The organism is Mycolicibacterium sp. MU0053, from assembly GCF_963378095.1.
Lineage (GTDB): Bacteria > Actinomycetota > Actinomycetes > Mycobacteriales > Mycobacteriaceae > Mycobacterium > Mycobacterium burgundiense.
Genome location: NZ_OY726397.1, coordinates 3,341,016 through 3,356,881, shown reverse-complemented (window position 1 = coordinate 3,356,881; position 15,866 = coordinate 3,341,016). Strand labels below are relative to the sequence as shown.

The window sequence follows — 15,866 nt, the reverse complement described above, 5'->3', positions numbered from 1 at the left end:
GACGGCAAACTGACACTGGTTCAGACGCGGGCTGCGGTAACGGTAGACTGAACCGTGATCCAGCGCGAGAATTCTGTCCCCATCGCACGGGAGCACCGCCGAACCGAAGGTCCGGTGCGAACGTGTGTCGGGTGCCGGAGACGAGAGCTGGCCGTCGATCTGCTTCGGGTAGTGGCTGATTGCAGCGGTGACGACGAGCGCCAGCATGGCGTCGCCGTCATGGTTGACACAGCGGGTAATCTTCCTGGTCGGGGTGCGTGGTTGCATCCCGATCCGCAGTGCCTGCAGGAAGCGCTTCGACGGCGGGCCTTTGTACGAGCACTGCGTATCACCGGTCCACCGGACACGTCCGCGGTGGTTGAGTACTTCGAGCAATCGGAGCACCCGACGATCTCGGTTAAAAGACAGGTAGCGAAGAACATGAGCACACCGTGAAGTCTCGATGACCATGCGTCATAGCTAAACCCGAGGCGTCGGCCTGAGCACTGCTGCCGCCTCCAGATGAGGAGAAGTAGTGGCCAAGGCCCGTGTGCACGAGTTGGCGAAGCAACTCGGTGTTACAAGTAAGGAAGTCCTCGCTCGACTGAGCGAGCAGGGCGAGTTCGTGAAATCGGCATCATCGACGGTGGAAGCACCCGTCGCGCGCCGGTTGCGCGAGTCGTTCGGTGGCGGTAAGGCAGCCGAGAAGGCGCCCCCGGCCCAGAAAGCCCCCGAAACCCCGGCGACATCCCCGGCTGCTGCCGCGCCTGCGGCACCCGCGGCACCGGTTGCCGGCGATGGCGCTCCGGCGGCCGCGGGCCCCAAGCCCGGCGGACCCAAGCCGGCCGCGCCCAAGCCGGCGGCACCCACCCCGCCGCCCGCGCCCACCCCGCCACCCGCACCTGCGGCACCCGCGGCCCCGGCGGCGGCCGCGCAGGCTCCGCCGGCGGCCACCCCCGCGCCGCGGCCCGCGACCCCGGGTCCCAAGCCCGGCGCACCGCGTCCGCCCCGCGTCGGCAACAACCCGTTCTCCACCCAGCAGCCCGTCGAACGCGCCATTCCGCGTCCGCAGGGCCCCCGGCCCGGCCCGGCCGGCCCCGGTGGTCCGCGCCCCGGACCCGGCGCGGTGCGCCCCGGCGTCACCCCCGGCAACATGCCGCCCCGTCCCGCCACCGGTGCGCCCGGTCGCGGTGGACCCCGCCCGGGTCCTCGTCCCGGCGGCGGCCCGCGTCCCGGCCCAGGTCAGGGCGCTCGTCCCGGTGCCGGCGGCGGCGGTAACTACCGCGGCGGCGGCGGTCCCGGCGGCGCTCCAGGTGCCGGCGCAGGTGCCCCGACCGGTGGTTTCCGCGGTCGTCCCGGCGGCGGCGGTCGTCCCGGTCAGCGCGGCGGTGCGGCCGGTGCGTTCGGTCGGCCCGGCGGTGCCCCACGGCGCGGCCGCAAGTCGAAGCGGCAGAAGCGTCAGGAATACGACTCGATGCAGGCGCCGGTCGTCGGTGGCGTGCGGTTGCCGCACGGCAACGGCGAAACCATCCGGTTGGCCCGCGGCGCGTCGCTGTCCGACTTCGCCGACAAGATCAACGCCAACCCGGCATCGCTGGTGCAGGCGCTGTTCAACCTCGGTGAGATGGTGACCGCGACCCAGTCGGTCGGCGACGAGACCCTCGAGCTGCTCGGCAGCGAGATGAACTACGTCGTCCAGGTCGTCTCGCCCGAGGACGAGGACCGTGAGCTGCTCCAATCGTTCGACCTCACCTACGGCGAGGACGAGGGCGGCGAGGAAGATCTCGAACAGCGGCCGCCGGTGGTCACCGTCATGGGTCACGTCGACCACGGCAAGACCCGACTGCTGGACAGCATCCGTCGAGCCAATGTCGGCGAGGGCGAGGCCGGTGGCATCACCCAGCACATCGGCGCCTACCAGGTCCTCACCGAGCTGGACGGCAACGAGCGCCTGGTCACGTTCATCGACACCCCCGGTCACGAGGCGTTCACCGCCATGCGTGCCCGTGGTGCCAAGGCCACCGATATCGCCATCCTGGTGGTCGCCGCCGACGACGGCGTCATGCCCCAGACGGTGGAGGCCATCAACCACGCGCAGGCCGCCGATGTGCCGATCGTGGTCGCGGTCAACAAGATCGACAAGGAGGGCGCCGACCCGGCCAAGATCCGGGCGCAGCTCACCGAATACAACCTGGTCGCCGAGGAGTACGGCGGCGAGACCATGTTCGTCGACATCTCGGCCAAGCAGGGCACCAATATCGACGCCCTGCTCGAGGCGGTGCTGCTGACCGCCGACGCGGCCCTGGATCTGCGGGCCAACCCCGACATGGAAGCCCAGGGTGTGGCGATCGAGGCGCATCTGGACCGCGGTCGCGGCCCGGTGGCCACGGTGCTGATCCAGCGCGGCACGCTGCGCGTCGGCGACTCGATCGTCGCCGGCGACGCCTACGGCCGGGTGCGTCGGATGGTCGACGAGCACGGCGAGGACGTCGAAGAGGCGATGCCGTCGCGGCCCGTGCAGGTCATCGGGTTCACCTCGGTTCCCGGGGCCGGCGACAACCTGCTGGTGGTCGACGAGGATCGGATCGCCCGGCAGATCGCCGACCGGCGCAGCGCGCGCAAGCGCAACGCCCTGGCGGCCCGGTCGCGCAAGCGGATCAGCCTGGACGATCTGGACGCGGCGCTCAAGGAAACCAGTCAGCTGAACCTGATCCTCAAGGGCGACAACTCCGGCACCGTGGAGGCGCTGGAGGAGGCGCTGCTGGGCATCGAGATCGACGACGAGGTCGAGTTGCGCGTCATCGACCGCGGCGTCGGTGGCGTCACCGAGACCAACGTCAACCTGGCGTCGGCCTCGAATGCCATCATCATCGGCTTCAACGTCCGCGCGGAGGGTAAGGCCACCGAACTGGCCAACCGCGAGGGTGTCGACATCCGGTATTACTCGATCATCTACCAGGCCATCGACGAGATTCAGAGCGCGCTCAAGGGCATGCTCAAGCCGATCTACGAGGAGAAGGAACTCGGCCGCGCCGAGATCCGGGCGATCTTCCGGTCGTCGAAGGTCGGCAACATCGCCGGCTGCCTGGTCACCTCCGGCATCATGCGGCGCAACGCCAAGGCGCGACTGCTGCGTGACAACGTGGTGGTCGCCGAGAATCTGACGGTGTCCTCACTGAAGCGCGAGAAGGACGATGTCACCGAGGTCCGCGACGGCTACGAATGTGGCCTGACTCTGACCTACAACGACATCAAGGAAGGCGACGTCATCGAGGCCTACGAGCTGGTGGAAAAAGAGCGCGGATGATGAGCGCAGCGAATAAGACCGGCAGGTTCAGCTAGCGATGGCCGATCCCGCGCGGGCGAAACGGCTGGCCAAGCGGATCTCGACGATCGTCGCCTCGGCAATCGAGTACGAGATCAAGGATCCGCGGCTGGCAGGCGTCACGATCACCGACGCCAAGGTGACCGGTGATCTGCACGACGCCACGCTGTACTACACCGTGCTGGGCCGCAGCCTCGACGAGGAACCCGACTACGTCGGGGCGGCGGCCGCACTGGAGAGCGCCAAGGGCGTGCTGCGGACGAAAGTCGGTGCGGGAACCGGAGTTCGGTACACCCCCACGCTGGCCTTCGAGCGCGACACCGTGCCGGATGCCGCCCATCGGATGGAGGAGTTGCTGGCCCGGGCGCGGGCCGCCGACGCCGACCTGGCCCGGGTTCGCGAGGGTGCCAAACCGGCGGGGGAGGCCGACCCGTACCGTGTCACTGGGGTGGAGGGCAACGAGGGAGCCCAACCGACCGAACCCGAGGACACCGGTGACGGCGATCGAACCGACGGCTGACACAGCCCTGGTAGGAACCCGCGTCGACGCGCGCGGGGCCGCAGACGTGCTCGACCGCGCCGAGACCATCGTCGTCGTCGCGCATGTGTATCCCGACGCCGACACCATCGGCGCGGGCCTGGCGTTGGCGCAGGTGCTCGAGCAGGCGGACAAGGACGTGGTGGTCAGCTTTGCCGCGCCGGCGGTGCTGCCGGAGTCGCTGCAGAGCCTGCCCGGCGGGCATCTGCTGGCACGCCCGGAACAGGTGCATCCGCACCCCGACCTGGTGGTCACCGTCGACATCCCCAGCGTCAACCGCCTCGGCGGACTGCGCGCGCTGCTGGATCGCGACGAGCACGGTGCGCGGCCCGAGGTGCTCGTCATCGACCACCACGCGTCCAACCAGCTGTTCGGCTCGGCCAACTACGTCGACCCGTCGGCCGATTCGACGACGCTGCTGATCGCGGAGTTGCTGGATGCCTGGGACAAACCGATCGACAAGTTCGTCGCGCACTGCCTGTACGCGGGGCTGATCACCGACACCGGATCGTTTCGCTGGGCCAGCCCGCGGGCGCACCGGCTCGCGGCCCGGCTGGTCGAACTCGGCGTCGACAACGCCGCGATCAGCCGCACGCTGCTCGACACCCACCCGTTCTCCTGGCTGCCGATGCTGGCGCGGGTGCTGTCCTCGGCGCAGCTGATCCCCGAGGCGCTGGACGGCAGCGGTCTCGTCTACGCCGTCGTCGCCCACCACGAGTGGGTCGACGCGCGGCCGGAGGAGGTCGAGAGCATCGTCGACATCGTCCGCACCGCCCAACAGGCCGAGGTCTCGGTGGTGTTCAAGGAGATCGAACCGGAACACTGGTCGGTGTCGATGCGCGCCAAGTCCTACGACCTGTCCACCGTGGCAACGGGATTCGGTGGTGGCGGCCATCGGCTCGCCGCGGGCTATTCGACGACGGGCACCGTGGCCGAGGTGGTCAGGGAGTTGCGTGCGGCCCTCGGGTGACCCGGAGGCGCCGTCGAGCCGTACCATCGCCGGGCTGGCACTGCCGGCCCTCGGGGTGCTGGCCGCCGAACCGTTGTACCTGCTGTTCGACCTCGCGGTGGTGGGCCGCCTCGGTGCGCTCGCCCTCGCGGGCCTGGCCATCGGCGGGTTGATCCTCTCGTTGGTGGCCTCGCAGGGCACCTTCCTGTCCTACGGGACCACCGCCCGTTCGGCGCGGCACTACGGCGCCGGCGACCGCCCGGCCGCGCTGCACGAGGGGGTCCAGGCCACCTGGCTGGCGGTCGGGCTGGGGCTGCTGATCATCGCCGTGGTGGAGGCCTTCGCCGCGCCGGTGGTCACCGTCATCGCCGGTTCCGACGACATCGCCGAGGCCGCGTTGCCGTGGCTGCGCATCGCGATCCTGGGCGCGCCGGCGATCCTGATCTCGTTGGCCGGCAACGGCTGGATGCGTGGCGTCCAGGACACCGTGCGGCCGCTGCGGTACGTGATCATCGGCTTCGCGCTGTCGGCGGTGCTGTGTCCGTTGTTGGTGTACGGCTGGCTGGGGTTGCCGCGCCTGGAGTTGGCCGGCTCCGCGGTGGCCAATGTGTGCGGGCAGTGGTTGGCCGCGGCGCTGTTCTGCCGGGCGTTGCTCGTCGAGCGGGTGCGGCTGCGTCCCGATCCGGCGGTGCTGCGGTCGCAGACCGTGATGGGTCGGGACCTGTTGTTGCGGTCGTTGGCCTTTCAGGCCTGTTTCGTCTCGGCGGCCGCGGTCGCGGCGCGCTTCGGTGCGGCCGCAGTGGCCGCCCATCAGGTGGTGCTGCAGCTGTGGAGCTTTCTGGCGCTGGCGTTGGATTCGTTGGCGATCGCCGCCCAGGCACTGGTGGGCGCCGCTCTCGGCGCCGGTCGCCCCGGGCATGCCAAGGCGGTGGCCGGGCGCGTGACGGTGTTCTCCACCGCGGCCGCGACGGTGCTGGCGGCGGTGATGGGGGCCGGCGCCACGGTGCTGCCCAAGGTGTTCACCACCGATCAGTCGGTGTTGGACTACATCGGGGTGCCGTGGTGGTTCCTGGTGGCCCAATTACCGGTGGCCGGAATCGTTTTCGCACTCGACGGGGTGCTGCTGGGCGCAGGCGACGCCAAGTTCATGCGCAACGCCACCCTGGCCAGCGCTCTGCTGGGGTTCCTGCCGCTGATCTGGCTGTCGCTGGCCTTCGGCTGGGGCCTGTGGGGGATCTGGGCCGGGCTGTCGACGTTCATGGTGTTGCGCCTGGTCTTCGTCGGCGTGCGCACCCTCTCGGGCCGCTGGGCCGTCTAGGGCCGCCCCCTCTCTCCCCGCGAGAGTGCGGGTCCCCGGCCGACACGCCGGGGTTTTCACGTAGTTTGCGCACGTTCGCGGGTGTCTTGGTGGGCACGTGCGCCACTCGTGCTGCTTTCGCGCCGTGTTGGGCGTTGACGCTGGCGGCCGCCACGTGGCGAGTATCCGCATGGATGCTGGACAAAGCCGAGATTGCCTTGGTGGCTTTGAGGTTGCGCTGGCGGCGCTAAATCGACCGAATTCCCGCCATGGACTCAATGTGAACGCCGAGGATGCAATCTCGAAAAGGAACCGCGGCCCGCGGCCAGTCTCAGATCCTTCACATGGCCCACCCGCTCACCCTCGCCCTCCGCATGGCCAATCCCTCGCGAGCGTGCGGAAACTCCGCATTTCGGTCGGCGTGTCGGCCGGAGACTCGGACGCTCGCGGGGAATGCGCTCGCGGGGGGACGTCGGGGCGGGGTCAGTCTGCGGCGGTGGGGCTACCGAGTAGATCACGCACCCGGTTGGCCACCTTGATGAACGCCGGGCGTTCCATCGTCTCGCCGTAGGCACGTTCGGCGGGCAGGTCGACGCCCAGCGTCTCCGCGATGCGTCCCGGGCGCGGGCTCATCACCACCACGCGGTTTGCCAGGTACACCGCCTCGGCGACCGAGTGCGTCACCAGGACGACGGTGGTGCCCGTCTCGCGCCAGATGCGATGCAACTCGACGTTCATCTTCTCCCGGGTCAACGCGTCGAGCGCGCCGAAGGGTTCGTCCATCAGCAGCACATCCGGTTCGTGCAGGAGTGCCCGACACAACGAAACACGTTGCTGCATACCGCCGGACAGCTCATGCGGCAGCGCGCTCTCGAATCCGCTGAGGCCGGTCATCTCGATCAGGTAGTCGCAGCGTTGCTGGGCGAGCTTGCGCGGCATGCCCCGCATCTCCGCCTGCAGCAACACGTTGCGCCGGACCGAACGCCATTCCAGCAGCGCGGCGCGCTGGAACACGTAGCCGATCTCGCGTTGCGGTCCGCGGACCGGGTTGCCCCGCAGGCGCACCTCGCCGGAGGTCGAGTCGGTCAGCCCGGCGATGACCTTGAGCAGCGTCGACTTACCGCAGCCCGACGGTCCGGCGATGGAGACGAACTCGCCGTCGGCCACCCGCAGGTTGATGTCCTGCAGGGCGGTCACGGTGCCGCGCTTGGAGGAGAAGGTGACGTTGAGGTCGTCGATCGCGATGGCGTCTTCGGTCACAGTGGTCTTCGGTCGGGGGAGTGTTGCGGCGGTCATGTCGTTGCCCTTCCTACTGCTCGGCCTTGGGCGCGAACGACGCGTCCCAGTAAACACCGGGGTCTCTCGCCGACTCCAGCAGTCCGGCCTCGGTCAAGGTGGTGACGGTGGTGGTCCAGTCCTCGGGGGCGTTGAAGCCGGGCGCCTGATCGGTGGTGGCGGGGGTGGACAGCAGCGGGATGGTCTGTTTCCACTGTTCGAGCAGCACCTCGCGCGGCGGCATCTGCGGATCCTTGCCGACCATCGCCTCGACCGCGGCGTCGGGGTCGGCGACGGCCGCGGCGAACGCCTCGCTGGTCGCGTCGACCATCGATTGCACCAGTTCCGGGTCACCCTCGATGGTGGCGGTGTTGGCGATCAGGCCGTTGCTGTAGAAGTTCAGGCCCGCATCGGAGTAACGCAGGTAATGCACGTCCCGGCCGCTCTTGTCGGCAACGGTGGGGCCCTGGTCGTGGGAGAAGCCGATCAGCCCGTCGACCCGGCCGGCCAGCATGGCGGCCATCTTGCCCGCGGCGTCCAGGCTCTGCTGGGTCACCTGATCCTCGGCGACGCCGACCTTTTCGAGATAGATCGGGAACGTGGTGGTCGGGGCGTCGCCGGCGGACACCGCGATGGTGCGGCCCGAAAGATCCTGCGGGGTCTCGATCCCGGAGTCGGCGAACACTTGCACGGCCGACGGTGTCGTCTGCAGGAAGACTCCCGCGCTCTTGATGTCGACGCCCTTGTCGATGTTGCTCAGCACCGCGGGTGCGTCGGCCCAGCCGAAGTCGACCTTCGACGAGCCCACCGCCTGCGCGGTCTTGGTGGAGCCCTGGCCGGCGTCGACCTGCAGGTCGATGCCGTGCTTGGCGAAGATGCCCTCCTGCACGCCGTAGTAGAACGGGGCGTGCTCACCGTACGGATACCAGTTCAACATCAGCGTGGCCGGGGCGGTGGAACCCGCTGTGGCCGCGGTGTTCTCGGCGCCGCTACCGCAGCCTGCCAGCGCCAGCATCGCGGCGGCGGCCGCGGCTACGGCCGTGAGACGGGGTCGGGTGACGATCATGGATCAGCTCCTGGTTCGTTTGGGTCGATGGTCACACGGCGGCGGAATTGACGATGCGCCGCGATGAATGCCAGGGGATGAGCAGGCGTTCAGCGATCTCGATGATCGCGAACATCAGGATCCCGAGCATCGACATGATGATCAGCGCCGCGAAAAGCATTGCGGTGTCGATATTTCCGTTCGCCTGCAGGATGACATAGCCGAGCCCTTCATTGGCGCCGACGAATTCGCCGACCACCGCACCGGTGACCGCGAGGGTGGCGGCGACCTTGAGCCCGGACATCAGCTGGGGCAGTGCGGCCGGCAGCCGGACCTTGCAGAAGGTCTTGAACCGGCTGGCGCCCATCGTGGAGGTGAGTTCCAGGATCTCCGGGTCCACCGACCGCATCCCGGCCAGCCCCGAGATGACGATCGGGAAGAACGCCATGAGCACGGCGACCAGGATCTTCGGCGAGGGACCGAAGCCCAACCACACGATGAACAGCGGCGCGACGGCGATCTTGGGGATCACCTGGGCGAAGAGGATGAGGGGGTAGACCGTTTTCTCCAGGCTCGTGGAGTAGACCATCACCACCGCCATGAACACGCCGAGGACGGCGGCGATCACGAAGCCGGCCACCGTCTCCCACGTCGTCACCCAGGTGTGCTGTGCCAGGTAGCCGACGTTGTCCGCGGCGGCATTCCAGGTATCGGCGGGCGACGGCAGGATGTAGGGGGCCACCAGCTGGGCCTCGGTAACCGCCCACCAGCCGGCCACCAGGGCGATGACGAGGATCAGCGGCCGCCACACCGAAGCCGCGGTGCGGCGTGGGGAGAAGGTCCGCCGCGCCCGTGGGGCGACGGGCCGGGCGGCCGGGCCGCCCGCCGGTGTCTGGGCGCGAGTCGAAGCGGTTACCGCCATCGAGGTTCCTAAGGGTCGCAGTGGCGCGGGAGCGAAGATCCTCACCCGCTGGGAATGCGCTTTCCGAAGCGGTTCCGACGATAACGTGACCTCGCACACACTGTCAACTGCATCGGGGGTGCGTCCCGGGTGCGCGTACCTCAGTCCAGACGGGTGCTGTCCCGCAGCAGGACCCGTCCGGGTACGCGTTCACGCAGGTCATCGATGTCGCCGGCGCCGTGAAGTGCGAGCTCGACGGCACGCGCACCGATCCGCTCGAGCGGGAGCGCGACGGTCGTCAGGCTCGGGGTGTGGTCCCGCAGCGTGGGGATGTCGTCGAAGCCGGCAATGCACACATCACGCGGCACCTGCAGGCCCAGCTCGCGCCAGGCGGCGATGGCGCCGATCGCCATCACGTCGGTGACGGCGAAGACGCACACCGGCGCGGCCGCGGCGCCGGGTTCGAGCTGCAGCGCGGCGGCCAGCCGACGGGCCGCGGAGTACCCGCCGTCGCGGGTGAAGTCGCCCGAGACCTCCACGACCGTGGAAAGCCCCCGTCGGCAGAGGGCCTCGACGAATCCGTTGCGGCGATCGACCGCGGTGCGGATGCTGCCCGGGCCGCCGATCACCGCGAATTGGCGATGTCCGGCGTCCATCAGTGCCTCGGCCAATTCCGCTGCGGCGGCCTGGTTCTCGGGCTCGACAGCGCCGCCGTATGCCAATGGCTGGCCGATGACGACCAACCGTCCGCCGTTGGCGCGGTAGCGCTCGAACTCGGCTTCCAGTTCGCGGTCCAAATGCCCGCTCTGGCGCGAGCCGGCCAGTACGATCGCGTCGGCGCGGTGGGCGATGAAGGTGCTGACCGATTCGCGTTCGATGTCGAAGTCCCGGTCGGTGCTGGCCAGCAGCACCTGCTTGGCCGCGGCGCGCGCCGCGGCCTGCGCGCCGCGCACGATCGACGAAAAGTAGGGGTCGGCGATGTCGTGGACGACCAGGCCCAGCAGTCCCGTCGAGGCCCGCGCCAGTGCCTGCGCCTGGGCGTTGGGGACGTAGCCGAGTTCGCGCGCGGCGGTGCGGACCCGATCCGCGACATCCTCGCCCGGCACCCGGCTCGAGCCGTTGAGCACGCGCGATGCGGTGGCCTGGGACACTCCGGCCCGCTGCGCCACGTCCTGCAGGGTTACCGCCGCCATCGCCGCTCCCGCTCGTTTTTCGAGAGTTCCGGAGTTGACCGGAACGCCTGCGCAGTCTACCTTGGAAAGCGCATTCCGAAGTGCACGCATCGCCGCCCACTCGTTGCCGAGATGGTCGCGGCGCCAGGTCCCATCGACCGCACTGGCTGTCGGCGTCCGATCCGCCGGTTCACTAGACGAGGAATTCGCGCATGTCTGCATCTCCCGGCTCCGGCCGCACCAAACTCCGTATCGCGATGAATGGCGTGACCGGCCGGATGGGCTACCGCCAACATCTGCTGCGGTCCATCCTGCCGTTGCGTGACACCGGACTGCTGCTCGAGGACGGCCGCAGGGTCGAGGTGGAACCGATCCTGGTCGGCCGCAACGCCGACAAGCTCGCCGAAATCGCCGCCGCCCACGGCGTCGAAGGCTGGACCACCGACCTGGCATCGGTGATCGCCGATCCGACGGTGGAGGTGTACTTCGACGCGCAGGTCACCTCTCGGCGGATGGCTGCCCTGACCGCGGCGATCAAGGCGGGCAAGAACGTCTACACCGAGAAGCCGACTGCCGAAACACTCAGCGAAGCAGTGGAACTCGCGCGGATGGCCGAGAACGCCGGCGTCGTCGCCGGGGTGGTGCACGACAAGCTCTATCTGCCGGGTTTGGTCAAGCTGCGCCGGCTCGTCGACGAGGGCTTCTTCGGGCGCATCCTGTCGATGCGCGGCGAATTCGGCTACTGGGTGTTCGAGGGGGACGGCCAGCCGGCCCAACGTCCGAGTTGGAACTACCGCGCCGAGGACGGCGGCGGCATCACCGTGGACATGTTCTGCCATTGGAACTACGTGATGGAGGGGCTGCTCGGCGCCGTCGAGGCGGTGACCGCCCGCACCGTCACCCACGTCCCGACCCGCTGGGACGAGCAGGGCCGACCCTACGACGCCACCGCCGACGACGCGGCCTACGGCATCTTCGAGATCGAGGGCGGCATCATCGCGCAGATCAACTCGTCGTGGGCGGTCCGGGTGTACCGCGACGAACTCGTCGAATTCCAGGTCGACGGCACCCACGGCTCCGCGGTCGCCGGACTGCGACGCTGTGTCGCCCAGCAGCGCGCCCACACGCCCAAACCCGTTTGGAATCCCGATCTTCCAGTGACCGAGACGTTCCGCGACCAGTGGCTCGAGGTGCCCGCGAACGCCGACTTGGACAACGGTTTCAAACTGCAGTGGGAGGAGTACCTGCGCGACGTGGTCGCGGGTCGCCCGCACCGGTTCGGCCTGCTGTCGGCCGCGCGCGGAGTGCAGTTGGCCGAGCTGGGGCTGCGCAGCTCGGCCGAGGGCCGGCGCATCGTTGTCCCGGAGATCGAGCTGTGACCGCCGCCGGCACGGCCACGGCCACGGCCACCGGCATCGGGCTCACGCTGCCGGTTGGCGGCGAGTTGCGCCGCCACGAGCTCGGCCGCCCCGGACCATGGCGGCGTCCCGACGCGCCACTCTCGTCCCGGATCGCTTATGCCGCAGCACATGTCATCCCCAAGGTGGATGCCGACAACACCCCGGGCGCACCGGCCGACCTGGACTGGGACCACACCCTGGCCTACCGCCATCAGCTGTGGTCCTACGGGCTCGGTGTCGCCGAGGCGATGGACACCGCCCAACGCGGGATGGGCCTGGACTGGGCCGCCACCAAGGACCTGATCGCCCGCAGCGGGCGCGAGGCCGCCGCCGTCGGCGGTCGGCTGGCCTGCGGGGCCGGCACCGACCATCTCGCCATCGCCGACGTCCCTGCCGGCGCCCGCGGCCTGGCGGCGATCACCGACGCCTACCGCACCCAGATCGACGTCGTGCGCGGGGCCGACGCGCAGGTGATCCTGATGGCCTCCCGGGCGCTTGCACACGTCGCGACCACGCCGGTCGACTACCTGTCGGTGTACGCGGCCGTGCTCACCGAGGCAGACCAGCCCGTGATCCTGCACTGGCTGGGGGAGATGTTCGACCCCGCGCTGCGCGGCTATTGGGGCAGCACCGATATCGCCGCGGCCACCACCACCTTCGGGCAGTTGATCGAAAACCACGCCGACAAGGTGGACGGTGTGAAGGTGTCGCTGCTCGACGCGGAACACGAGGTGGCACTGCGTCGCGCCTTGCCCGTCGGGGTGCGGTTGTACACCGGCGACGACTTCAACTACCCGGAACTGATCATCGGCGACGGCGCGGGTCATTCGGATGCGCTGTTGGGCATCTTCGCCGCGATCTACCCGGCGGCCTCGACCGCGTTGCAGGAGTTGGACGGCGGCAACACCGAGCGCGCCCGCGACATCCTGGAATCCACCCGCGCATTGGGCCGACACATCTTCGCCGCCCCGACCTACTACTACAAGACCGGCATCGCGTTTCTGTCCTGGCTCAACGGTCAGCAGCCCGGCTTCGCGATGGTCGGCGGGCTTGCCTCGGGCCGCTCGGTGGGCCACCTGTGCGAGCTGTTCGTGCTCGCCGACCGTGCCGGGTTGCTGTCGGACCCGGACCTGGCGGCGGGCCGGATGCGGATGTTCCTGACCGTGCACGGTGTCGGCTCATGACGGCCGCGGGCACGGAATACGCGCGGTTGTCGCTCAACACCATGACGACAAAGTCCTGGACACTCCGCGAGGCGGTGGAAGGCACGGCCGACGCGGGGCTGCCGGCGATCGGGCTCTGGCGCGACCGGGTCGCCGAGGTCGGCGTGGACATGGCCGCGAAGCTGGTGCACGACAACGGACTCCGAGTCTCGAGCCTGTGCCGGGGCGGCTTTCTCACCGGGATCGACAACGGCCCGGCGGCGCTGGCGGACAACCGCCGCGCCATCGAGGAGGCCGCCACCCTGGGCACTTCCGAGCTGGTGCTGGTGGCCGGCGGCATCCCGGATCGCGACCTGGCCGGTGCCCGCGCTCGGCTGGCCGACCGGATCGCCGCCCTGGCGCCGTACGCGGCAGAGCACCATGTGCGGCTCGCGCTCGAACCGCTGCACCCGATGTTCTGCGCCGACCGCGCGGTGATCTCGACGTTGGGGCAGGCGTTGGAATTGGCGGCTCCGCATCCCGCGGACGTGGTCGGCGTCGTCGTCGACACCTTCCACGTGTGGTGGGATCCCGACCTGGCGTCCGGAATCGCCGCGGCGGGCCGCGAAGGCCGCATCAGTTCCTACCAGATATGCGACTGGCTGGTGCCGATGACCGCCGACCCGTTGGTGTCGCGCGGCATGATGGGCGATGGCGTCATAGACTTCGACGCCATCAGCACACTGGTGGCGACGGCGGGCTACGACGGCGACGTGGAGGTCGAGATTTTCAACGAGGCGGTGTGGGCAACCGAGGGGCGTGCGGTCATCGAGACGATGAAGCGCAGGTACTCGGATCTGGTGCTGCCCGCCCTGTGAAGGTCCTGATCGCGCCGGACTCCTTCAAGGGTTCCGCCTCGGCCGCCGAGGTGGCCGCGGCCCTGGCGCACGGCTGGCGGTCGATGCGCGGCGACGACGAGATCGTGCTGCTGCCCCAGGCCGACGGGGGTGAGGGCACTCTCGAGGCGATCGCGACCGCCGGGGCGTGGCACTGGCGACAACTCGAGGTGCACGGCCCGGACGGTCGGCGCGTGCCCGCGCGCTGGCTCCTCGACGACGACGGCCGCGCGGTGGCCGAACTCGCCGAATCCTCCGGGATCGCGTTGCTGCCGCGGCTGGACCCGTGGCGCGCCGACAGTCGCGGGCTGGGCGAGGTGATCGCGGCGGCACTGGCCGCGGGCGCGCGCTCGGTGCAGGTGGGGCTGGGCGGATCGGCCAGCACCGACGGCGGCGCCGGAGTGCTGATGGCACTCGGGCTCAAGGCATTCGACGCCGGGGGCAACCCGATCGGCGTCGGCGCGCGTGGCCTGGCCGAGTTGGCACACGTCGACGCGGAAGGACTTGCGGCGCTGCCTCCGGGCGGCGTCGAACTGCTCGCCGACACCGAGGCACCGCTGTACGGTCCGCGGGGAGCCGCGGCGGTCTTCGGCCCGCAGAAGGGCGCGAACCCCGAGGACATCGCCGGGCTGGACAGCGGTCTGCGGCGCTGGGCGCAGGCCCTGCGCGCGGCCGGGCTGGCCGCCGACCCCGAGCAACCCGGCGCCGGGGCGGCCGGCGGAGTCGGATTCGGGCTGCTGGCCTGGGGTGCGACCACGACGTCCGGTTCGCAGCGCATCGCCGCGCTCACGGGGTTGCCGCGACACCTCGCCGACGCCGACGTCGTCGTGACCGGCGAGGGTCGCTTCGACGACACCTCGTTGGGCGGCAAGCTGGTCGGGCACGTGCTGGCCGCGGCTGAACAGGCCGGCACGGCCGCGGTCGTCGTCGCCGGCCAGGTCGCCGCGCAGTGCACGGTGCCGACCGTGTCGCTGACCGAGCTCGCGGGTTCGGGCGACGCGGCGATCGGCGATCCGCTGCGATGGCTACATGCCGCGGGAGCGGTTGCCGCGCAGCGGGTTTAGCGCCCCCGCGAAGGTGCGCAAACTACGCCCAGCTAGCGGCGTGTCGCCCGGGGACCCGCACGCTCGCGGGATGGGGGAATGGGGGATGGGGGATGGGGCGGGTCAGCGGACCTGGGCGCGGCCCCGGTCGATCACCGAGGCCCGGCTGGCGGCGATGTCGTCACCGCTGGTCGAGCGCATCCAGGCCCGCGCGGCCTCCGCCTCCATCCACAACCCCGGGTTGGTCTGCACGCCGTCGATGCGGTGGTAGGAGTCCAGCAGCGCGCGGACGGCCTTCTGGTTGTTGCCGACGATCGAGGCCGCCACCGCACGCGCTGCGTCCAGCAGCTGCTCGTGCGGCACCACCTCGGTGACCAGGCCGGCGCGCAGCGCATCGGCGGCCGACAGGTAGTCGCCGGTCAGGCTCATCCGCCGAGCCAGCCCCACCCCGACCTTCTGCGGCAGTCGGACCGACAGCCCCCAGGTGGGCATTAGCCCGACCCGTGCGTGGGTGTCGGCGAAGGCGGCCTTCTCGGAGGCGATCAGCACATCGCAGTACAGCGCCAGTTCCAGCCCGCCGGTCACGGCCGCGCCGTTGATGGCCCCGATCACGGGCTTGTCCATCGCGGGCCACTTGGGGGAGATGTCGGGCAGATCGGTGGTGTCGCCGAGTTCCTTGAGGTCCAGACCGGCGCAGAACACCGGATCGGCGCCGGTCAGGATCACCACGTCGACGTCGGCGTCGGCTTGGGCCCCGGCCAGCGCCCCGAACAGTTCGGAGCGCAACCCGGTGGACAGCGCGTTGCGCGACTTCGACCGGTTCAACGTCAGCGTCCGGACCCGGTCGGTGGTATCGATCAGCAGGATGTCAGAGGCACTCATGAGCATCACCGTAGCCACCGGC

Annotated in this window: 14 protein-coding genes; 9 read left to right on the top strand and 5 right to left on the bottom strand. The window is 69.9% G+C overall.

The window, feature by feature from the left end; genetic code table 11:
* Positions 1–54 precede the first annotated feature (54 nt).
* The 5 genes from RCP80_RS15755 (at position 55) to RCP80_RS15735 (ending at position 6,109) form a co-directional block, all read left to right on the top strand.
* Positions 55–435, top strand: coding sequence for a YlxR family protein (locus RCP80_RS15755; protein ID WP_308478565.1), 381 nt, complete (start codon positions 55–57; stop codon positions 433–435).
* A 79-nt stretch (positions 436–514) separates the two neighbouring features.
* Entirely contained in the window at positions 515–3,286 is a 2,772-nt protein-coding gene (infB, locus tag RCP80_RS15750) for a translation initiation factor IF-2 (protein WP_308478564.1), read from the top strand.
* A gap of 37 nt (positions 3,287–3,323) precedes the next feature.
* The gene (gene rbfA, locus RCP80_RS15745; protein WP_308478563.1) at positions 3,324–3,824 is read left to right on the top strand and encodes a 30S ribosome-binding factor RbfA; all 501 of its coding nucleotides are present in this window, start codon (positions 3,324–3,326) and stop codon (positions 3,822–3,824) included.
* Positions 3,799–4,812, top strand: coding sequence for a DHH family phosphoesterase (locus RCP80_RS15740; RefSeq protein WP_308478562.1), 1,014 nt, complete (start codon positions 3,799–3,801; stop codon positions 4,810–4,812). The genes rbfA and RCP80_RS15740 overlap by 26 nt, the downstream gene beginning before the upstream one ends.
* Positions 4,796–6,109 (top strand): MATE family efflux transporter, encoded by a 1,314-nt coding sequence (locus RCP80_RS15735; RefSeq protein WP_308478561.1) that lies wholly within the window; start codon positions 4,796–4,798, stop codon positions 6,107–6,109. The genes RCP80_RS15740 and RCP80_RS15735 overlap by 17 nt, the downstream gene beginning before the upstream one ends.
* A gap of 462 nt (positions 6,110–6,571) precedes the next feature.
* Here RCP80_RS15735 and RCP80_RS15730 read toward each other — a convergent pair whose 3' ends face one another.
* The 4 genes from RCP80_RS15730 to RCP80_RS15715 all read right to left on the bottom strand — a co-directional run bounded on the left by RCP80_RS15730 (position 6,572) and on the right by RCP80_RS15715 (position 10,502).
* The gene (locus RCP80_RS15730; protein WP_308478560.1) at positions 6,572–7,384 is read right to left on the bottom strand and encodes an ABC transporter ATP-binding protein; all 813 of its coding nucleotides are present in this window, start codon (positions 7,382–7,384) and stop codon (positions 6,572–6,574) included.
* 13 nt (positions 7,385–7,397) lie between these two features.
* A complete protein-coding gene (locus RCP80_RS15725; protein WP_308478559.1) occupies positions 7,398–8,429 on the bottom strand; it encodes an ABC transporter substrate-binding protein in 1,032 nt (343 codons plus the stop codon).
* 31 nt (positions 8,430–8,460) lie between these two features.
* Entirely contained in the window at positions 8,461–9,330 is an 870-nt protein-coding gene (locus RCP80_RS15720; RefSeq protein WP_308478558.1) for an ABC transporter permease, read from the bottom strand.
* Between the two features lie 140 nt (positions 9,331–9,470).
* A complete protein-coding gene (locus RCP80_RS15715; protein ID WP_308478556.1) occupies positions 9,471–10,502 on the bottom strand; it encodes a LacI family DNA-binding transcriptional regulator in 1,032 nt (343 codons plus the stop codon).
* A gap of 191 nt (positions 10,503–10,693) precedes the next feature.
* Here RCP80_RS15715 and RCP80_RS15710 point away from each other — a divergent pair, with 191 nt between their 5' ends.
* The 4 genes from RCP80_RS15710 to RCP80_RS15695 are packed head-to-tail and all read left to right on the top strand — an operon-like array spanning position 10,694 to position 14,983.
* A complete protein-coding gene (locus RCP80_RS15710; RefSeq protein ID WP_308478555.1) occupies positions 10,694–11,860 on the top strand; it encodes a Gfo/Idh/MocA family protein in 1,167 nt (388 codons plus the stop codon).
* A complete protein-coding gene (locus RCP80_RS15705; protein ID WP_373693357.1) occupies positions 11,857–13,065 on the top strand; it encodes a dihydrodipicolinate synthase family protein in 1,209 nt (402 codons plus the stop codon). Before RCP80_RS15710 ends, RCP80_RS15705 begins: the two co-directional genes overlap by 4 nt.
* Positions 13,062–13,901 (top strand): sugar phosphate isomerase/epimerase family protein, encoded by an 840-nt coding sequence (locus RCP80_RS15700; RefSeq protein ID WP_308478554.1) that lies wholly within the window; start codon positions 13,062–13,064, stop codon positions 13,899–13,901. Before RCP80_RS15705 ends, RCP80_RS15700 begins: the two co-directional genes overlap by 4 nt.
* The gene (locus RCP80_RS15695) at positions 13,898–14,983 is read left to right on the top strand and encodes a glycerate kinase (protein ID WP_308478553.1); all 1,086 of its coding nucleotides are present in this window, start codon (positions 13,898–13,900) and stop codon (positions 14,981–14,983) included. Before RCP80_RS15700 ends, RCP80_RS15695 begins: the two co-directional genes overlap by 4 nt.
* Before the next feature lie 102 nt (positions 14,984–15,085).
* On the opposite strand, the gene RCP80_RS15690 is transcribed toward RCP80_RS15695, so the two are convergent.
* Positions 15,086–15,844, bottom strand: a complete 759-nt coding sequence (locus tag RCP80_RS15690) for an enoyl-CoA hydratase (protein ID WP_308478552.1) — start codon at positions 15,842–15,844, stop codon at positions 15,086–15,088.
* Between the last annotated feature and the right edge of the window lie 22 nt (positions 15,845–15,866).